17 protein-coding genes are annotated in these 16,375 nt (G+C 41.0%); all 17 read right to left on the minus strand.

Features of this window, described 5'->3' with window-relative positions; all coding sequences use genetic code 11:
* Nucleotides 1–173 precede the first annotated feature (173 nt).
* The 17 genes from ACRRU2_RS26225 to ACRRU2_RS26305 all read right to left on the minus strand — a co-directional run bounded on the left by ACRRU2_RS26225 (nucleotide 174) and on the right by ACRRU2_RS26305 (nucleotide 16,342).
* Entirely contained in the window at nucleotides 174–2,933 is a 2,760-nt protein-coding gene (locus tag ACRRU2_RS26225) for a carbohydrate-binding protein (RefSeq protein WP_432506203.1), read from the minus strand.
* 143 nt (nucleotides 2,934–3,076) lie between these two features.
* On the minus strand, nucleotides 3,077–3,910 hold the full coding sequence (locus ACRRU2_RS26230) for a carbohydrate ABC transporter permease (RefSeq protein WP_331700980.1): 834 nt from the start codon (nucleotides 3,908–3,910) through the stop codon (nucleotides 3,077–3,079).
* A 27-nt stretch (nucleotides 3,911–3,937) separates the two neighbouring features.
* Nucleotides 3,938–4,846, minus strand: a complete 909-nt coding sequence (locus ACRRU2_RS26235) for a carbohydrate ABC transporter permease (RefSeq protein WP_331700981.1) — start codon at nucleotides 4,844–4,846, stop codon at nucleotides 3,938–3,940.
* Nucleotides 4,847–4,916: 70 nt separating this feature from the next.
* Nucleotides 4,917–6,314 (minus strand): ABC transporter substrate-binding protein, encoded by a 1,398-nt coding sequence (locus tag ACRRU2_RS26240; protein ID WP_432506206.1) that lies wholly within the window; start codon nucleotides 6,312–6,314, stop codon nucleotides 4,917–4,919.
* A 167-nt stretch (nucleotides 6,315–6,481) separates the two neighbouring features.
* A complete protein-coding gene (locus tag ACRRU2_RS26245) occupies nucleotides 6,482–8,104 on the minus strand; it encodes a response regulator transcription factor (protein ID WP_432506208.1) in 1,623 nt (540 codons plus the stop codon).
* Nucleotides 8,097–9,929: a sensor histidine kinase gene (locus ACRRU2_RS26250; RefSeq protein ID WP_432506210.1), complete on the minus strand. Its 1,833-nt coding sequence runs from the start codon at nucleotides 9,927–9,929 to the stop codon at nucleotides 8,097–8,099. The genes ACRRU2_RS26245 and ACRRU2_RS26250 overlap by 8 nt, the downstream gene beginning before the upstream one ends.
* Before the next feature lie 408 nt (nucleotides 9,930–10,337).
* Nucleotides 10,338–10,718 carry an NUDIX hydrolase gene (locus tag ACRRU2_RS26255; protein WP_432506212.1) on the minus strand — a complete coding sequence of 127 codons (381 nt, stop codon included), beginning with the start codon at nucleotides 10,716–10,718 and terminating at the stop codon, nucleotides 10,338–10,340.
* A gap of 54 nt (nucleotides 10,719–10,772) precedes the next feature.
* Nucleotides 10,773–11,183: a DUF6157 family protein gene (locus tag ACRRU2_RS26260; protein WP_432506214.1), complete on the minus strand. Its 411-nt coding sequence runs from the start codon at nucleotides 11,181–11,183 to the stop codon at nucleotides 10,773–10,775.
* Between the two features lie 323 nt (nucleotides 11,184–11,506).
* Entirely contained in the window at nucleotides 11,507–11,962 is a 456-nt protein-coding gene (locus ACRRU2_RS26265; RefSeq protein WP_432506216.1) for an NUDIX hydrolase, read from the minus strand.
* Between the two features lie 76 nt (nucleotides 11,963–12,038).
* On the minus strand, nucleotides 12,039–12,467 hold the full coding sequence (locus ACRRU2_RS26270) for an NUDIX hydrolase (protein ID WP_432506218.1): 429 nt from the start codon (nucleotides 12,465–12,467) through the stop codon (nucleotides 12,039–12,041).
* A 42-nt stretch (nucleotides 12,468–12,509) separates the two neighbouring features.
* A complete protein-coding gene (locus ACRRU2_RS26275) occupies nucleotides 12,510–12,917 on the minus strand; it encodes a GNAT family N-acetyltransferase (protein ID WP_432506220.1) in 408 nt (135 codons plus the stop codon).
* 424 nt (nucleotides 12,918–13,341) lie between these two features.
* Nucleotides 13,342–13,725 (minus strand): VOC family protein, encoded by a 384-nt coding sequence (locus ACRRU2_RS26280; protein WP_432506222.1) that lies wholly within the window; start codon nucleotides 13,723–13,725, stop codon nucleotides 13,342–13,344.
* A 103-nt stretch (nucleotides 13,726–13,828) separates the two neighbouring features.
* The gene (locus tag ACRRU2_RS26285; RefSeq protein WP_432506224.1) at nucleotides 13,829–14,245 is read right to left on the minus strand and encodes an HIT family protein; all 417 of its coding nucleotides are present in this window, start codon (nucleotides 14,243–14,245) and stop codon (nucleotides 13,829–13,831) included.
* 24 nt (nucleotides 14,246–14,269) lie between these two features.
* Entirely contained in the window at nucleotides 14,270–14,749 is a 480-nt protein-coding gene (locus ACRRU2_RS26290) for a DinB family protein (RefSeq protein ID WP_432506226.1), read from the minus strand.
* 25 nt (nucleotides 14,750–14,774) lie between these two features.
* A complete protein-coding gene (locus tag ACRRU2_RS26295) occupies nucleotides 14,775–15,188 on the minus strand; it encodes a GNAT family N-acetyltransferase (RefSeq protein ID WP_432506228.1) in 414 nt (137 codons plus the stop codon).
* Nucleotides 15,189–15,218: 30 nt separating this feature from the next.
* Nucleotides 15,219–15,680, minus strand: coding sequence for a hypothetical protein (locus tag ACRRU2_RS26300; protein WP_432506230.1), 462 nt, complete (start codon nucleotides 15,678–15,680; stop codon nucleotides 15,219–15,221).
* A 101-nt stretch (nucleotides 15,681–15,781) separates the two neighbouring features.
* Nucleotides 15,782–16,342 carry an AAA family ATPase gene (locus ACRRU2_RS26305; RefSeq protein ID WP_432506232.1) on the minus strand — a complete coding sequence of 187 codons (561 nt, stop codon included), beginning with the start codon at nucleotides 16,340–16,342 and terminating at the stop codon, nucleotides 15,782–15,784.
* Between the last annotated feature and the right edge of the window lie 33 nt (nucleotides 16,343–16,375).

Raw genomic sequence — 16,375 nt, forward strand, 5'->3', positions numbered from 1 at the left:
CACATAGAGCTGTTTATCTTCGTTACAATTTATAATGAGCCATTTTTGTTGAAATAGCGCTTGTCAGCTTCGTTAGAAATCCGCATCCCTGTTGATCAAGCAGTTTAACACAAAAAAGCTGGCTTCCCAGCCGCTGCAAGAGCAACAAGGAAAGCCAGCCTTACCAGCCTTAATTACTTGGTAATTTTTAGCCAGTTAATAGCTAAATTCGAGCTAGAATTGGTTTGATCGAGTACGATACGCATGTTGTTTATACCCCGGGACAATTTCACCCAGCGATGGATGGTTGTGAATTGATAGCCGCCGCCAGTATTTGGTACGTCGACCGGGTACACGGTGCCGTCCACTTCAAAATTAAAGCGATGCGCAGCATTGGAGGCAACTCTGAATTCTACATAATAATGTCCGTTGTGCGGAATGTATACATTGTCATACTTCGTATAATCGTTCTTTTTACGGAATACAGCCGCTTTTACAGCTCCCCCGTCATTAAAATCTTCAACCGTAACGGCTGTATTATGCCCATTCCATTGATCCTCTTTATCCAAATTCCACTGCATATTGTAATGCTCTGCCTCTATCGTTTTTACATACTCATCTTGGTAGGAGAACTTCATCCAATTCCAAATGGTTCTTGACTGTGCATCCGTCCACACAATTCGCAGCGTATGATTCCCTTCCGGCAAGTAAACAACCTCATCCTGATTTCTCATGTTGTTGACGCCTCCGGTATCAAGCAAACTGAATTCACTTGATGCATCTACGCCATCGACCTGCAGCTTATATTTCTGAGGAGATGAGCCTGCCAACGTCGAATACCTCATCTCAAACAAGTAGTTGCCGGACTTAGGAATATATACATTTTCATACTCAAGCCAATCTCCTGTATCAATAATCGATACCCCTGGCGTGCCGTCGTTGTCAGTAAATTCCGTTGCATTCAGCCACACTCCGCTGGAGTCACTCGGATTTTCTGCCTGCAGTTTGATTTCCATGGCATCATTTAACGTAAATTTCATCCAGTTAAGGAAGAACCATCTGTCGATTGATCCTCTTACTACCTTCAACGTATGTCTTCCTTCTGTTAAATACACTTGCCGCTCAATCGTTCTAAATTTCAAATAGCCGCCGGAATTCGGTGCTTTGATCGCCCCGGTTACGTTCACCCCATCTACCTCCAGATGAAAGTAGTTGGCCTCCTCCGACGAAACCCTAAATTCTACTGTATACATGCCGCTTTGCGGAACATCAATATTATCGTACTCCACCCAATAGCCGTTCTTTTCCATGTACAAGGAATCATGATCGCCTTCCGGAGAATAGTACGTTCCGTATGCTCCGTGAGCCGCCGTATAGTCCTCTCCCTCTACTCTAAATTGACTTGTAAGAGCAGGGGCCGTATAAGCATCAGCTGTTGCAGCCACAGCAATTGAACCGATTTTGTATTTTTTATTATTTTCGTTATCCATTGGCAATTTGATCTTTGGCTCACCTGCAGTGTCTATCATTGAAATATAGAGGTCATAGTTTCCTGCAGCAAGCGAGGCTGGAAGCGTAAAGGAAGACTTCACGTCATGATATTCCCCTTTGAACCATCTTGTCTGATCGAATGACTGGTCGACAGCGCTCCATACGACTTCGTTGTTTTGCGGATTGATAAAATAAACCTTTAGCGGATATTTGCGCGGCAGAAAACCTACCCCGTTATTCGTCCAGGTTTGTGTCAGCGCAAATTCGCCTCCGGCTGCCACCTTATCATTGTATTGTGCTTTCGCTAATAAAAATCGATAGCCTGAATAACGCCCAAGCAGTGTAAACCATTCGCCATAGGCGGCCTTCATATCGTTCCATTTCTCGAAGCCTGTATTATTGATGCCTTGCAAATTTGACCGATAATCCTCCAAGGCGTTTTGTACAACTTTACGTGGATTATTAAGCATATACAAGCTGTTATCCCAGTTCGCACCTTCTGAAGCCTGGAGATGATCGCGCCTTGTTTTGCGATTATTCCATTGCGCCTGCGACCATGTTGAGTAATCCATCCAGTTGCCGGAGCTGTTCACCGTGTCTGAGCGGAAGCCCCAACCGGGCTGAGCTGCAGCATAATCAAAGGCGAACGCCTGGTAACGCTTTGCTTGGGTATTGGCATCAGGATCACTGTTATTTACATGAGCACCTGCATTTTGCATCGTAACCATCGTTTCCTGAAAAGCATTCACATAAATGTCGATGATTTGACGCAGCGTATTCGTTCTAGTCGTTGCATCCGGCCAAGGGAAAAACTGTCCGTCATTCCAGCCAGACCATTCACCAAACAAAGAGAAGGCCCTCAAATCGACCCAGGCAATGCCGGGATTGCCGTCATAACGTTCAGCAAATGCATTTACAGCTTCCTCAAGCTCATCTAAGTAACAGGAATTATAGTAAATAGGCTGCTTCGAATAATGAGGGGTATCACCGTATGGCGCCCAGCGGTATGGGCAGCCGGCTGTTTCGAATAGCCATTCTGGAGGGTATTTGTGAGGAAACCCTGCTTCTGTTGGATCAGGGCTTTCAGACATCAATAATTGAACCTCAGCCGTTTTTCCCTGCTCATTGATTTTACTCATAAATTGATCAAATCTGTCCCATTCCCATTGATTGTTTGCTGGTTCAAAGTCAGCCCAAGCGATATGCACTCTGACGATATCGCCATCCGCTGGAATTACCTCGGTTCCATTAATAAATTTAGTGACTTCCGGATCATTGGTGAACGTATAGCCTGACTTATTAATATCAAACGCTGTGCCTGTGTAAGGATTACCATGAATAACCTCGTAGTTGTCCGTAAAATAAACAATCTTGGACGCAGCACTCGCCTGCTGCGCCGAAAACAATAGATCTCCCGTAAGCAAAATAATATATGCGATAAGTAAGCTAGATACGAACTTCATTCGTAAAACCTCCTGTTTATTTATTATTGCAAAACATTTGCAATCACTTATGCATGGCAAGCTGTTCTCTTAAGCTAGCCGAAGCCGTGAATCGTTTCTGTCCTTGGAAGAAACATAATAAACAAGAATTTACTAGATATTCTTTAGCCCTTTATCCCTGTTGTAGCAATTCCTTGCACGAAATATCGCTGCGAGCTCATAAACAAGGCAATGACAGGAATTAGCGCTAATGCTGCAGCTGCCATCTGCAAGCCGTAATCCTGAAATCTTGAAGCCTGGAACATCGCCATTCCTACCGTAAGCATCTGCTTTTTCGTATCCGTTATAAAAATATACGGGTTGGTAAAGTCGTTCCAAGCCCATACGAAGCTGAACAAAATCATGGTCACAACCGCTGGTTTAGCCAAAGGCAAAATGATGCGGTAAAATACTTTAAACAGACTGCAGCCATCTATAATGGCAGCTTCTGTTAGCTCTCGCGGAATAGAAATAAAAAACTGCCGCAGCAAAAAAACAAAGTAAATATCAAAAGCAGCCGGCAGAACGATGGCCCAAACCGTATCAGTCAAATGCAGCATTTTGTAAATAATATAGCGCTGTACAATCGTCGCGTCTCCCGGAAGCATAAGCGCGGACAAAAATATAATAAAGATAACATCTCTGCCTCTGAACTTTAGCTTGGCAAATGCGTAAGCCGTAATGCATACAATGATGCATTTGATCACAAGCGTAAGGACTACCATGACAGCTGAATTTTTATACCATAGTAAAAAATCATATTTTTCATCAAAAATGTTAATATAATTGCTTACGATAAAAGGATCCGGAATCAATCGAAACGGGTATTCAAATATTTTTCCCAGCACCTTGAAGGATGAGGACAACATAAATATAAATGGAAAAATATTGGCGACTCCAAACGCGATAGCAACAATATTCAATATTAAGTTTCCGCTGCGTTTTGCTGTAATGTTCATTTTAAATACTCCTTCCAAATGACTCCTTTACGAGTAATTGACCCATTTTTTCTGCCCGCGCCATTGTACGACTGTTATGCCCAAAATAATTAAAAACATAAAAATCGCTTGTGCTGTACTGTACCCCATCCGATATTGCAGAAAGGTTTCCTGATAAATATTAATGGACAGCGTCGTTGATGCTTGACCGGGCCCGCCCTTGGTCAACACTTGAATAGGTCCGAAGTTCTGGAACGAAGTAATAATGGCTGTAATCATAAGCAAAAAGGTAGTCGGAGATACCATTGGAGTTGTAATGCTCCAAAATCTTTTAAACCTGCCAGCCCCGTCTATTTTTGCAGCTTCATAAAGCTCTGACGGCACATTCTGCAAGGCTGCCAGAAACACGAGCATAAAAAATCCGATATTTTGCCAAACCACAATCAGCACTATACTCGGAATAACCGTATGCTCGCCCACTAGCCATAGGGGCGGACTACTGACGCCAAGCGAGGTGAGGAAGGCATTGACCGGTCCATCTCTCACATCTAGAATGATCGCCCACACAACCGCGATAGCAACAAAATTCGAAACATAAGGCATAAATATAGCCGTTCGAATCGTTTTCCGAAACCAAAGTCTTGAATTAATCAGCATTGCGCATAACAGGCTGGCAATGATGATACCTGGCACAAACAAGGCGACATAATAAAACGTACGCCACAGCGAGCCGGTAAACTTGTCATCGCCAAACATTTGAATAAAATTGTCTAGGCCGATAAATTTAATGTCCTTCAAATTGCTGATAAAGCTCAGGTTCGTGAAGCTGATCGCAATTGAAGTGGCAAAGGGGGCGAGCTGAAATAAAATAAATCCGACAGCAAACGGGAGGATCAGCATGTAGCCGAGCATTTCTTCCTGCCTTGCCAGCGTCCAGCCTCTTGCTTTCTTTTTCATCGTTTATCCCTTCTTTATGGCAGGTTGGTTAGAGCCAAGGGGGAAGAGCTCCCCCTTGTACCAGCATTATTTATTTGGTTGACTGATCTTCCTTGATCGCTTCGTCAGCTTTTTTCTTAAGCTCTGCCATCGTCTGCTCCAGCGTTCGCTGCTTGGAGGCATACAATTCTCCCTCCGACGAAATTAACGAAGTAATTTTGGACATGCCTGGACCGACGATTTTTTCATTTACAATTTGAAGGGAAGGATCAAGAATAGCAGCTTTCAGTTCCTCGATTGTAATCCCGTCATCCTTGAACGCATCCGCCATTGGCTGGAATATTTGATTGATTTCGTCGTCGCTCAAATCGACCCGCGCAGGTACTATGCCTGGCAGCGTCCACTGATTTTCTGCCAGCACCTTAAGCGCTTCATAAGCTTCCTGCTTATGCTTGGAGGTTGATGCGATGGAGTAGCCGCCCATAATGCCCATTACTGCTTTCCCGCCTTCGTCAACCTGCGGCATAATCGCGAGACCGAGCTTCCAATCACGCGGATACAAATTTTTATCCATAGCCGTTTGCAGCGCCCAATGCCCAACGACAAACTGTCCAATCGTACCGCTTGTCAAGAATGAATCCCAAGGCATTTTTTTGGATTTAAATGAAATCATATCCGGCTGAACCTTCAGCTCATTGCCAAGATCTCCGAAAAATTTCATCGATTCCGCGAAGGCAGGATCATCATAATTAGAGGTTCCATCCGCCTTATACTCTGGCACCTGCTTCTGTCTGGCTGATAACATAAAATAATTGTCCCAATCCAGCATGTAGGAGCCGTATATGCCTTCCTTCTCATTCGTAATCGCTTTGGCTGCTTCCGTATACTTCTCCCACGTCCAGGTCGCATTGTCTGGATAAGGCACCTCAGCCTTGTCGAACAAATCCTTGTTGTACATCGTCACATGAACATCGCGGAATGCTGGCAACATATATATTTGATCCATATACTTGGATATACTGCTGCCGTAAATTTTTTCAATGTCATAACCATCCGCGGCAATATAAGAATCGAGCGGCTCTAATAAGTTAGCTGTAGCAAATTTCTGGTAAGTCGTCGCATTCTGATAAATAATGTCCATTTCGTCGCCAGCCATTAGGCTGATTGTCACTTTTTGATTCCACTCTGTTCCTTCCCCCGGAATAATGAGCGGCTCAAGCTTTACATTTTTCAACTTCTGCTCAACAAGCGCCATCAAATCCTTCGTGCTTTGTCTTGCAGCTGTATCCGCTGTAGTCGCATACTTAAGAACGATGACCTCTTCTTTATCGTTACTTGGCGGTTGCGTGCTTGCACCGCTATTGCTTTCTTTTGTCCCTGTGTTGCTTGGCTTTCCTCCCCCGCCGCTGCAGCCAGCTACCAGTAATGCCGCTGCGATCATAACCAACATAATCCTAGGCAACATACGTTTTCTCATTTTTGTAGTCAAACTTAATGACCTCCCTTCTAATTTCCTCCAGTATAATTTGTACCTGCTTCTGAACATATCGAGGAAACTGACAACATGCAGGTATAATAAACAGTTCTTTTCGGAAAACGCTTTCAAAATAATCTATTTTTAAAATTTATTCACTTACAGTTGTAAAAATAGTGACCTTATCGCTGGACGCTATCCTCTACCGATTTTTTATATTCGCTTGGCGACATGTTGTAATAGCTTTTAAATACACGATTAAAGTAAAATATATCGGCATAACCGACTCGATCAGCAATATCCGAAATTTTAAGGTCGGTAGCCAGCAAATACTCGCCCGCCTTTTTCATTCTGACATCGATCAAATATTCCTGAAACACTTTCCCCGACTCTTTCTTAAACAATCTGCTCAAATAGTTTTTGTTCATAGAAACATAACGCGCCATATCTTCCAGCGTAATTTTTGCCTGCAAATTAAGACGAATAAACTCGATAATTTTTAATATTTCCTCACGCTGCCTGTCATTGCCCAGCAATTTGATCGTGCGCTCGCATTCGTCGTTCAGCTTCGTACACAATTGCTCAAATTCCTCTGCCGTCATGATTTCATCAAGCTCCGTTAAATCGAATTGCCAAATCATCATCGCCTTGTCACTTATTTGCAAAAGCGTTTCTTGAATCCAGCCTGCAACCGATACAAAATATTTTTTAATAAGTGCTGGATTAAGCTGCTTGCTGCGAGCATATTCCATAAATTCGCGCCAGGCTGCATCAAGCCCCTCTCTGCGATGCCGATACAAGCTAATAGACAGCTGGTTTTTTAGCGTATGAAAAACTTGGTCCATGCCTTCTGTCGTAAACTGTACGTTGCTCGCCTGCAAGATTGAGCCTGGCTTTTCATAAAAAGCGATTAGACGCGTATCATTGAGCCTGCAAAGGCTATCGCTTAGTTGTTCATAGCCGCTGTACGAAATGCCATATATGAAGCTGGCTTCTATATTTAAATAATCTTCAAATGACGCTTGAATTTTCTCGGCCAAATGATAGACCATCGAATCCTCAATTTCCCAGCTGCTCGAGATAAGCAGCATAAAACAGCCGTCTGACCAATGCAGCGTTCTTCCCTTCATTCGGTGATCTATTAAACCATCTGCCAGCTCAGCCGCTACCGCATGCAGCTGCTCTGCTTCGCCATCAAAGCGTTGCTTGAGCAAATTTTCATAATCAGCTATGGTCAACAGCATAATAATCCCTTTGCTGGCGTTTGTGCCAATACCGAGCCCCTTCAAGCTGTTTGCAACAATTTCTGGATGATCGCCATATGCCATAATGTCCGTAATCAGCTTCTTCTGATTCCAGCGTTTATTCTCATGGAGCTCCCTTTCCGGTGTTGATGACGTATGTGGATTAACAGCTTGTCTTACTTGATCATCGAGCTTATTACAAACCTGCTTTAGCGCCTCCAGCAAGCTGTCTGCTTCAATCGTTACTTTAATCAAATAATCTACAGCACCCATTTTCATCGCTTCTTTAACAAGCTCAAATTCGTCATAGTTGCTGAGGACAAGACATTTCGTTGCAGGATATTTGCCCGATAGCTCTTTAATTAAGCCTATTCCATCGAGCTCTGGCATTTTAATATCCGTAATGACGATATCCGGCATCAGCTGATCCATTAACGAAAGCGCATGAGCGCCATTAGAAGCTTCGCCTGCCAGCACAAAGCCATGCTCCTCCCAATCCAGTGCGACTTTAAGGCCCATACGGACAAACAGCTCATCATCCACAATCATAATTTTATACATGGTCTATCCGCCTCATTTCATGGTTTAATTCATGTATAGGAATTTTTAAAATCGATGTCGTGCCCCCGCCGCTTGTATTTTCCATTCGCAGCGCATAGTCCGGTCCGTAATGCAATTTCAGCCGTTCATTGACATTCGTAATACCGATACCGCTAAAGCGGCCTCGTTCCATTCCTTTTGCAGCAAGCAGTGATTTCAGCTGCTCTTCTGTACAGCCCACCCCATTATCACTTATAATAATCGTCAAATTGCTCTCGTCACGATAAGCGCGCAAGCGAATGATGCCTTTATACGTAATACTAGCAAAGCCATGCAATATCGAATTTTCAACAATCGGCTGCAAAATAAGCTTAGGAATGCCCAGGTTCAACGTATCTTCTTCAATCTTATATTCCTCGGTGAACAAGGCGGAGAAGCGCATTTTTTGAATCGTTATATAATGACGAATATTTTCGAGCTCTTCTGCCAGCGGAATAATTTCATTTTTTTGAATAATGCTGCTCTTCATAAGCTGAGCCAGTGAAGTAATGAATTTGCTGACATTGTATACCTTGCTTGCGTCAGCCATCCATCGGATCGAGTTGAGCGTGTTGAATAAAAAATGGGGGTTTATTTGCGAATAAAGCATTTGAATTTCCAGCTCCCGCTTCGCTTTCTCATCTTCATTGACCTTTTGTACAAGATTGCCAATCTCCTCCGCCATCTTGTTGAATTTCAAGGACAGCAAAGCGAGCTCATCGACGCCAACCACTTCTACTCTTGAATCCAGCCGCCCTGTTGCGAACTCCGACGCAGCCCGTTTCAATCTGCTGACAGGCTTGGAAACACTGTTTGCAATCCAATATGCCAGTGAGAAAAACGCTACAATAAACCCAAGATTAATAAGGAAAAGCCACTTCCTTACCGCCGCTATTTCTGAAAATAACAGCTTATTCGGAATCTCACTGACAACTGTCCAGCCCAAGCGTTCCATATGGCTCACATTCGCCATAACCCCGAATTCTGCCATATCGATAGACTCTACTGTGTCTTTAGGAAGATTGCCTTTTATAATGCGGGCATATGGCAAGCCTTCGCCGATTTGCTCCTTGGCCGTGGAAGAAATAATTTCACCCTGCCGGTTTACGATATGTGCCTTTATTCCTTCCCTGACTGCCATACCATTTAGTATGGCAGAAATAACACTCTCCGGTACTCCTATGACGACATCCCCTGTTTTGATACCATCTATTACATCCATGTAGGCGCGCACAAGAATAATATATCTTACTTTTCCATGTGAAAAATAATCGAGCTCATGCGTGTATTCGCCCAGCTTTACATAGTTCGTTTTTCGGGGAACACCCTCCCTATCAAGCAATGCGAGAATTGAGCCTTGAAATTTCTCATTCTCATAGGCAGAAATCGTAGAATAGGAGATCCCTTGACCACTAAGCAAGGAAATAAAATGGTTAGGATAATGATCCAGCACCGAGGTTTGCACCGCAAAAAACTTTGACTTCAGCAGCGTGTTATTATGATAAATCTCATCAAACTCAATGGGCGCCGATTGCTTTATAATGTCCCGAATTTCCCCATCCATCATTAAGGAGTTTGATGCTGCTACCATATTTTTAAAAACAAGCTCAATATTCATCGTCGCCTGGGAAATTGCCATTTCATTGCCAATGTTCAGCTTATCCTTAACGACATCCTGCAGAAATATAAACGAAAACATACTCGATAGAGAAATCGGCAAAATAATGAGAAATAAAAAAGAGAAGACAAGCTTCCTGCGTATCGATCGGAGAAAAAAACGCTGAATAAACGGTTTGATTGATTTCATAGTAGCTATTCTCCCTCATGCAGACATGATTCAAAAAAGTCACTCGTTCCGCTATCGTCACGGATACCACTTTTGCTCGATTAGTTGGCCACTCGTTCCGCTATTCGCCCCAAAACACCCTGTTTTGCAATTTTGTCGGTCACTGGTTCCGCTATTTAACCCAAAATGAGAGGAAATGTGCTACTTTTTCGCTAATAACGGAACGTGTGTCACTTTCCTCACCCAAATCTGCCATTTTCGACTAAATAGCGGAACGTGTGTCCGTTTGAGAGGCCGAGCCGGACCAGTTATTCGTTGCTTATTACCCATGCAATGTTCATCAATAAAGAAAGCCCACCTTTCAATTGTCATTGTCTTAGGTGGGCGTCCGTGTTGCTGCTTATGCTAGTATATATGTTATTGTTTAAATTAACACTCTTCCAAGTCCACAATTCTATCAAGCACAGGTTTAGTATAATCATCAAATTTCTCTATATCTCCAAGTGAAATCCATTGTACTTCAATGATATCATCATTGTCTTTGTTAGTTTTATCCAGGGCCAATTGTCCAGTGAACTCGGTTACTGCAAATGTGTATTTTTTATTTTGTTCATGCAACAAATGCAGCTTCAATACTTCTATCCCTGTTTCTTCCTTCACTTCCCTAATGCAAGCATCTTTAGGGGTTTCGTTTTCTTCGATGCCGCCTCCAGGAAAATTCCAAACGATATCCCCTCGTTGAACGTATTGTCGAACCATTAGAACGTGGTTATTTTGAATAATTACGGCTTGAGCGATAATAGTGTACACCTACTTTAAAATCTACTTCTTTGTCTCCGGCTACTTTCCACATTAGAAATTATTCTATCCTCGACTTGACCGCATAGCTTTAACTTGCTTTATACTTTTGTCGTTCTTCAAAGCTTTGTACTCCTCCGATTCCACAGCAAACAGCGCGACTTTCCCTTGTTCATTATGATGCATGCCCCAGCCGTAGCGCTTGCCAAGGGAGGACGTTCGAAGACAAGGCTGCCCTTTTGAGAAGAACTTCTCCCACTCCTGCTGCCTTTGTTCTTCGGGAATATGATTACGCTGAGCAAATACCTCAAACAGTATATCCTCCTGAGTATATTGATAGGGAGCACCAGCAATCATTTCATACTGTAATACCGGTATCGTTTTATTCTCATTTTTGGATTTTGGTATTTCTGCGGTTTGTGCAGGGCAATCTTCTGAAACCTCAATGAACGTGTTGTAATAATTCATGTCTTTCATTTAAACTCACCTCCGGAAATGTGCGACAAAGTAATGCTTGAGTTTATTTTCGGCATAATAGTGCTACTTAGCGGGGGGAGCGAATAATTGTGGACAGTGCAATTAGCGATGGAAAAGGGGGCTACTGCGATCAAGTTTGGGATTCCGACCGCTGTTGTAGTCCAATTTTTTGGAATAAACAACCCCTGTAAAAGATAAAATTGGCCTGCAAAGGCGGACGCTGTGCTTCTCCATTCCCAATCTTGCTCTACGTTCCCCTTTCTTATTGCTTATCAATAGGTGCCCGCATCGACTTCACAGTCATCTCCCCCTCGGCTCACCCCTCACCAATTCTCCGTATATCCTAAATGCTTTAAAATCATATAGCTATTAGAATTGAGGTTATCAATAGGCTCATCAATTGAAAAATATTTCAATTCAAGTCCTTCATCGTCATTTATGGTAGGTTTGCCTTGTACGTTAACTGCCTCAAAAACAGCAATCGTATTAAATACTTCATCTCCATTAGGATACTTATAGTAGAAATCTTTCCCCGATAAAATAGCAACGAATTTCAATTTCTCGGCCTTTAATCCCGCTTCTTCAAAAAGCTCGCGTCTTGCAGCTTCTTCGAATGTTTCACCAAGCTCCAATGAGCCGCCAATAGTTCCCCAATCCAAACTATCCGTTCTCTTTTGAAGCAATAAATGCCCCTCCCGATTTTTTACTAAAACGGTAACACCAACCATTATAATTGGCCTTGTGCCAATCAATTCTCGAAGCTCCATAATGTAGCCCATAAAAAACCTCCTGCACCTTACTTTTATCTAAACTGAATTTAGATTCCTTGGATTATAATGACATTGCGCTTTCGAATTAACTCCTAAGCCCTTCTTGAAAAATCAATTCTTTGCTCATTTTAACTTGTTCAATCATATGGCCGATATTCCCTTCCCCTGCAAACAAAGACATATTAAAAAAGTCTTTATTTAAATCAGACCAATATAATTCATTCTCATTTCCTGATACGAATATATCATTTTTTAACCTGCCAACGTAAACCTCTACGTAACAATTTTGATAGTAATATTTAAAATCCATTAAATGATGCAGGTCGATAGATTCATTAGTAACACCCGTCTCTTCGAATAGCTCTCTATAGGCTGCTTCTAACCCTGTTTCCCCTTGTTCAATCTTGCCGCCGACAAAATTACTCAAGCCTTTATATGGGTCCTTTAGCCGCTTGCACATCAGTAATTGATCCATTTCCTTGTTATAAATCATTAGTACATTATATCCTTGCACCTTCTGTCCTCCTTGTATGAAGTTACTTCAATAGCTTCACTTTTAGATTGTTTTCGTCAAAATAATTTCCAACGGTTCATTCTCGAGCAATAAGCATCCCGCATCCTTATAGCCCAATTTCCTGTAAAAATGCTGCGCAGCTTCATTAGCTAATGTCGAAGTCATTACAAGCCGAAAGCCTTTCTCTCTCATCAAGCTCTCCCAATAAAGTACAGCTCCTTTTCCAATCCCCTTGCTTCGATACGGTTCGTCAATCCAAATCATATTCATAAATGGTGTGTTGTCCCAGAAATAGCTATATCTCATCCAGCCTATGTACTGATTCTGTTCGTTTCGTAAAATCAAAATTTCTTGCTCTGCAATTTTCCGTTTAACTAAACTGACTAAAATATGTTTATCCCGCTTAACAATATAGTCAAAATCTTCTTCACTTGCATAATTAATCATCATTAACAATCACCTTCGTCTGCATAGTGAAATCATCCTACTCTTTTTTGTGGTTAGCCATCCCTATAATAATCAATATTTTTCAAACCTCCTCCGCAGCTTAATTTCAGTCTTCCTTTTGTTTTTTTGTTACTTCAACAAGTCTGTAAATGGCAATCTCTACTTCTTTCATCTGCTTTACTTGTTTATTAAGTGCTACATCTATTCCTATTAAACAAACTAAGATTAATATTAAAACGATCGTTATTATAATCAAAAGCAATTTCACCTCTCCCTAAACTTCTGTTACAAATAAAAAGAACCTACCCGCTTCGTCATCCCAGGTAGGTTACTGCTTTGCAAATCATAAAATTATATAAATGTTCAAATGCAATCAATCGTAGAAAAAGGATAACATGCCCACCTGCTATTCATTTATTCAAAAGCCTTATTGGTTCATTTGAATAACTCCCCACATGTTCCCATTAGGATCAATGAATTTAAGAACCCAGCCAAACCCTTCATCCTGATAAAATGTTATCTTCGTGCCTATACCTTTTAAGTGATCATGCAATTGATGAATGTGATTCGTGCTATAGAGCAGCACAGGCATAGTCTGACCATTGAATGAAAAATTAGCATTTGTATCATCATTCGTTTCCCATAGCATTAGCATTGGTCCTTCTTGCAAGGTCAAAAACGCTTGATGCTGATCCTCGTGCTTACCCTGCAGTTGAAATCCAAGATTCCCTACATACCAATCGATTGATTCATTCAAACTTTTTACTGGAATTTGCATATGCTCTAATTTTGTAAGGATCACTTCATTCATTTGCTTCACTCCATTTTTAATAGTTAAATAGAGAGCTTCAATCGTTTTTCCTATTGTACCATTATGTTCCAGCCAAAAGAAGAAAAGAATTGCTTCTGCATATTCAGTTCTCTTGTATAGCCTCGGTTAAAATGGATTTTATTTCTTCCAATGTTTTATCTGTTTTGAATTCATCCTTTGGTTCCGACCAGCTAAAACCATCTCCAATATATCTTGGAATCAAATGCATGTGATAGTGAGTCAAATCATTGAAGATACCGCCATTTTGACATATGGTAATCCCATCAGGTTTAAATACTTTTTTAAGCAGCTTAGACATCTTCGTTGATACTTTCATTATTTCAAACAAAGTAGTCTCATCTATTTCTTCAACATCCAGGTAATGTTCTTTGGGCATGATCAGCATGTGTCCGTCGTTAAACGGCGCAATATCCAATACGCATACTAAATATTGATTCTCGTATACAATGTTTACTTCAGGCTCTAATTCATTCACAATCCGGCACCCTAGACATTTCATGAAATCCCTTCTTTACTTTATAAATCATCTTCTTAAATAGACAATGTAATCTGTTAGTATCCCCTTATAACCTAATGAGTTAAGTATGGTAGAAATATTGCCTCTGTGATAGGTCCCATGATTCACAACATGTTGTATTATTTCCAAAATCGAATTTTGAAACTTTTCTCCCCTTGTATTGCTGTAGTTCACAATGTTCTCGATATCGTCAGTAGATAATAAAAATTCATGAATTTGTGTTTGTAATTTGTTCTGGTAGCTGCTAGCTTCCTCTATATTAGTGAATGGAGTTCGTGTAAGTGGTGGAGGTGATTCTCCTTTGATCCGAGCGAACCATACTTCATCAGCTGAGATCAGATGAGTAATAACTTCTGCAATGGATTTGAAGCCTAAATCCACTTCTTTTGCAAAAATCCCGTCCGGCAGTGATTTGAGATGGTTCATGATTCTTTCATTCGCCCAAATGTTGTATTCATACATTAGCACTAACTGTTCTTTTTTCATCAAGCGTCTCCTCCATTAAAATAGTTCAGTTTGCAAACACACATTTAAACCGTTCTACTCCAGGATACTTCTCACCTAAACTATTTATTGTAAATCCATTTTTATTATAAAAAATAACGGCATCATGATCGGTCTCTGCAACAATTCTTTGAGCAGTATTTAATGTAATGGCTTGTTCTATTAACGCACTTCCGAGTCCTTTATTTCTGAAATCAGGGTGCACCGCTATATGCAATATTTCCGTTTCAAGTTCATCATTCCTTAGCCCAATTATTCCCGCCAGCTTAGATTTTGTATAGATCCCATACAATTCACGGTTTGGCTCAATCATATAACGGTCGCATTCTTTAGTTATTCGTTCATGCACCGGATACATACAATACGAAAGAAATTCATATAGATGTTGATGATCAGACAGCTTTTCAATCCTCTGATTCAAGTAAAATCCCCCTTTTGAAATCAGATATAACTATAGCCAAGTGCGAAACTTCCCATAAACCACGCTTACTCCATTTTTGCTTGCCCACTGCTTTAAAACTTCTATTTTGGCTTCTTTATCATTTTTAAATTTAAAATGTAGTTTTGTTGGAACCAGCTTCCTTCCATAGAGCTTGATGCCAATACTTTGCATAAAATAACCCGAAATGATGATTTTCTCAATTTCTTGTGCAGAAACTTCAGTATCATTGACCTTTATCTTATGCTGCATAAATTCTATGTCCTTATATTTCTTCAGAATTCTCTTCAGCAATACAATTATTATTGTTAGTTGAACAAATATAAGGAACAGAACTAACAGGCTGCGAAAAACAGGAATAGAATTAAATTCGGTAAACATAAATCCGCTAAGCAACAACAAAACTAATAATACAGAAACCGCCAAATGAAAATAAACTGTCCCAGGTATTTGAATTTCAATTTTCTCTTTCATTTTTGTTTAACACCCTCTCACTGAATTCAGATAAGGAGTCGGTGCGGGATACGCCCATAATCATTTCCTTTCTTAAATTAATGTGTTGCTTATAAAGTTTATTAAAAACCAAAGTGTTCTTTTATTTTCGCTGCCACGATATCAGGTTCCAGATCCGTATTATTTATTCGCATATAATTGTTGCTCGTTATTTCGCCGGGGTTTGAGTTAAGCCGATGATTTTCATAAGTTGTTTTTAGATCCCTTTCTGATCGTTCAATGTCTCTTTTCGTTGGTTTATTGCTGAGCCTGTTTTCAGTCTTATTTCTTTTTATTCTTTCTTCAAAATCAGCTTCCAGCTCTACTAAATAAACCGTTCCGCCTCTGGATTCAAATAACTCCGAAATCTGTTTTACATAATCCCAGTCACTTTGCAGATCAAAGCCCCATACATAAGTAAAAATGAAGCCTTTCATATCGCTTTTAGAAGCTTCCTCAAACATTTCTTGCCGTATCAAGTTGACTAGCCGCTTGCCAGACGGGGTTCCATAATTAAAAAATGGCGCCACAAATTCAATGGACATATGATTATGAAACAGCTTGAAGCTCGTCATATCGGCTAAGTGCTGACCTACTGTCATTTTCCCTACTGCCTGCGGGCCAAATATAATAATAAACTTCATAGCACTCCCCCCTCTCTAATATATAAAAGCAGC

The organism is Paenibacillus sp. GXUN7292 (assembly GCF_050864975.1).
Classification (GTDB): domain Bacteria; phylum Bacillota; class Bacilli; order Paenibacillales; family Paenibacillaceae; genus Pristimantibacillus.

What these genes read in the sequence shown, in the direction of transcription:
- ACRRU2_RS26285 (WP_432506224.1), bottom strand. Translation starts at nt 14,245, where the DNA reads ATGAAATGTCTAGGGTGCCGGATTGTGAATGAATTAGAGCCTGAAGTA.
- ACRRU2_RS26245 (WP_432506208.1), bottom strand. Translation starts at nt 8,104, where the DNA reads ATGTATAAAATTATGATTGTGGATGATGAGCTGTTTGTCCGTATGGGC.
- ACRRU2_RS26300 (WP_432506230.1), bottom strand. Translation starts at nt 15,680, where the DNA reads ATGAAAGAGAAAATTGAAATTCAAATACCTGGGACAGTTTATTTTCAT.
- ACRRU2_RS26230 (WP_331700980.1), bottom strand. Translation starts at nt 3,910, where the DNA reads ATGAACATTACAGCAAAACGCAGCGGAAACTTAATATTGAATATTGTT.
- ACRRU2_RS26235 (WP_331700981.1), bottom strand. Translation starts at nt 4,846, where the DNA reads ATGAAAAAGAAAGCAAGAGGCTGGACGCTGGCAAGGCAGGAAGAAATG.
- ACRRU2_RS26275 (WP_432506220.1), bottom strand. Translation starts at nt 12,917, where the DNA reads ATGATGATTAATTATGCAAGTGAAGAAGATTTTGACTATATTGTTAAG.
- ACRRU2_RS26305 (WP_432506232.1), bottom strand. Translation starts at nt 16,342, where the DNA reads ATGAAGTTTATTATTATATTTGGCCCGCAGGCAGTAGGGAAAATGACA.
- ACRRU2_RS26250 (WP_432506210.1), bottom strand. Translation starts at nt 9,929, where the DNA reads ATGAAATCAATCAAACCGTTTATTCAGCGTTTTTTTCTCCGATCGATA.
- ACRRU2_RS26280 (WP_432506222.1), bottom strand. Translation starts at nt 13,725, where the DNA reads ATGAATGAAGTGATCCTTACAAAATTAGAGCATATGCAAATTCCAGTA.
- ACRRU2_RS26290 (WP_432506226.1), bottom strand. Translation starts at nt 14,749, where the DNA reads ATGAAAAAAGAACAGTTAGTGCTAATGTATGAATACAACATTTGGGCG.
- ACRRU2_RS26265 (WP_432506216.1), bottom strand. Translation starts at nt 11,962, where the DNA reads ATGGGCTACATTATGGAGCTTCGAGAATTGATTGGCACAAGGCCAATT.
- ACRRU2_RS26260 (WP_432506214.1), bottom strand. Translation starts at nt 11,183, where the DNA reads ATGAAAGACATGAATTATTACAACACGTTCATTGAGGTTTCAGAAGAT.
- ACRRU2_RS26225 (WP_432506203.1), bottom strand. Translation starts at nt 2,933, where the DNA reads ATGAAGTTCGTATCTAGCTTACTTATCGCATATATTATTTTGCTTACG.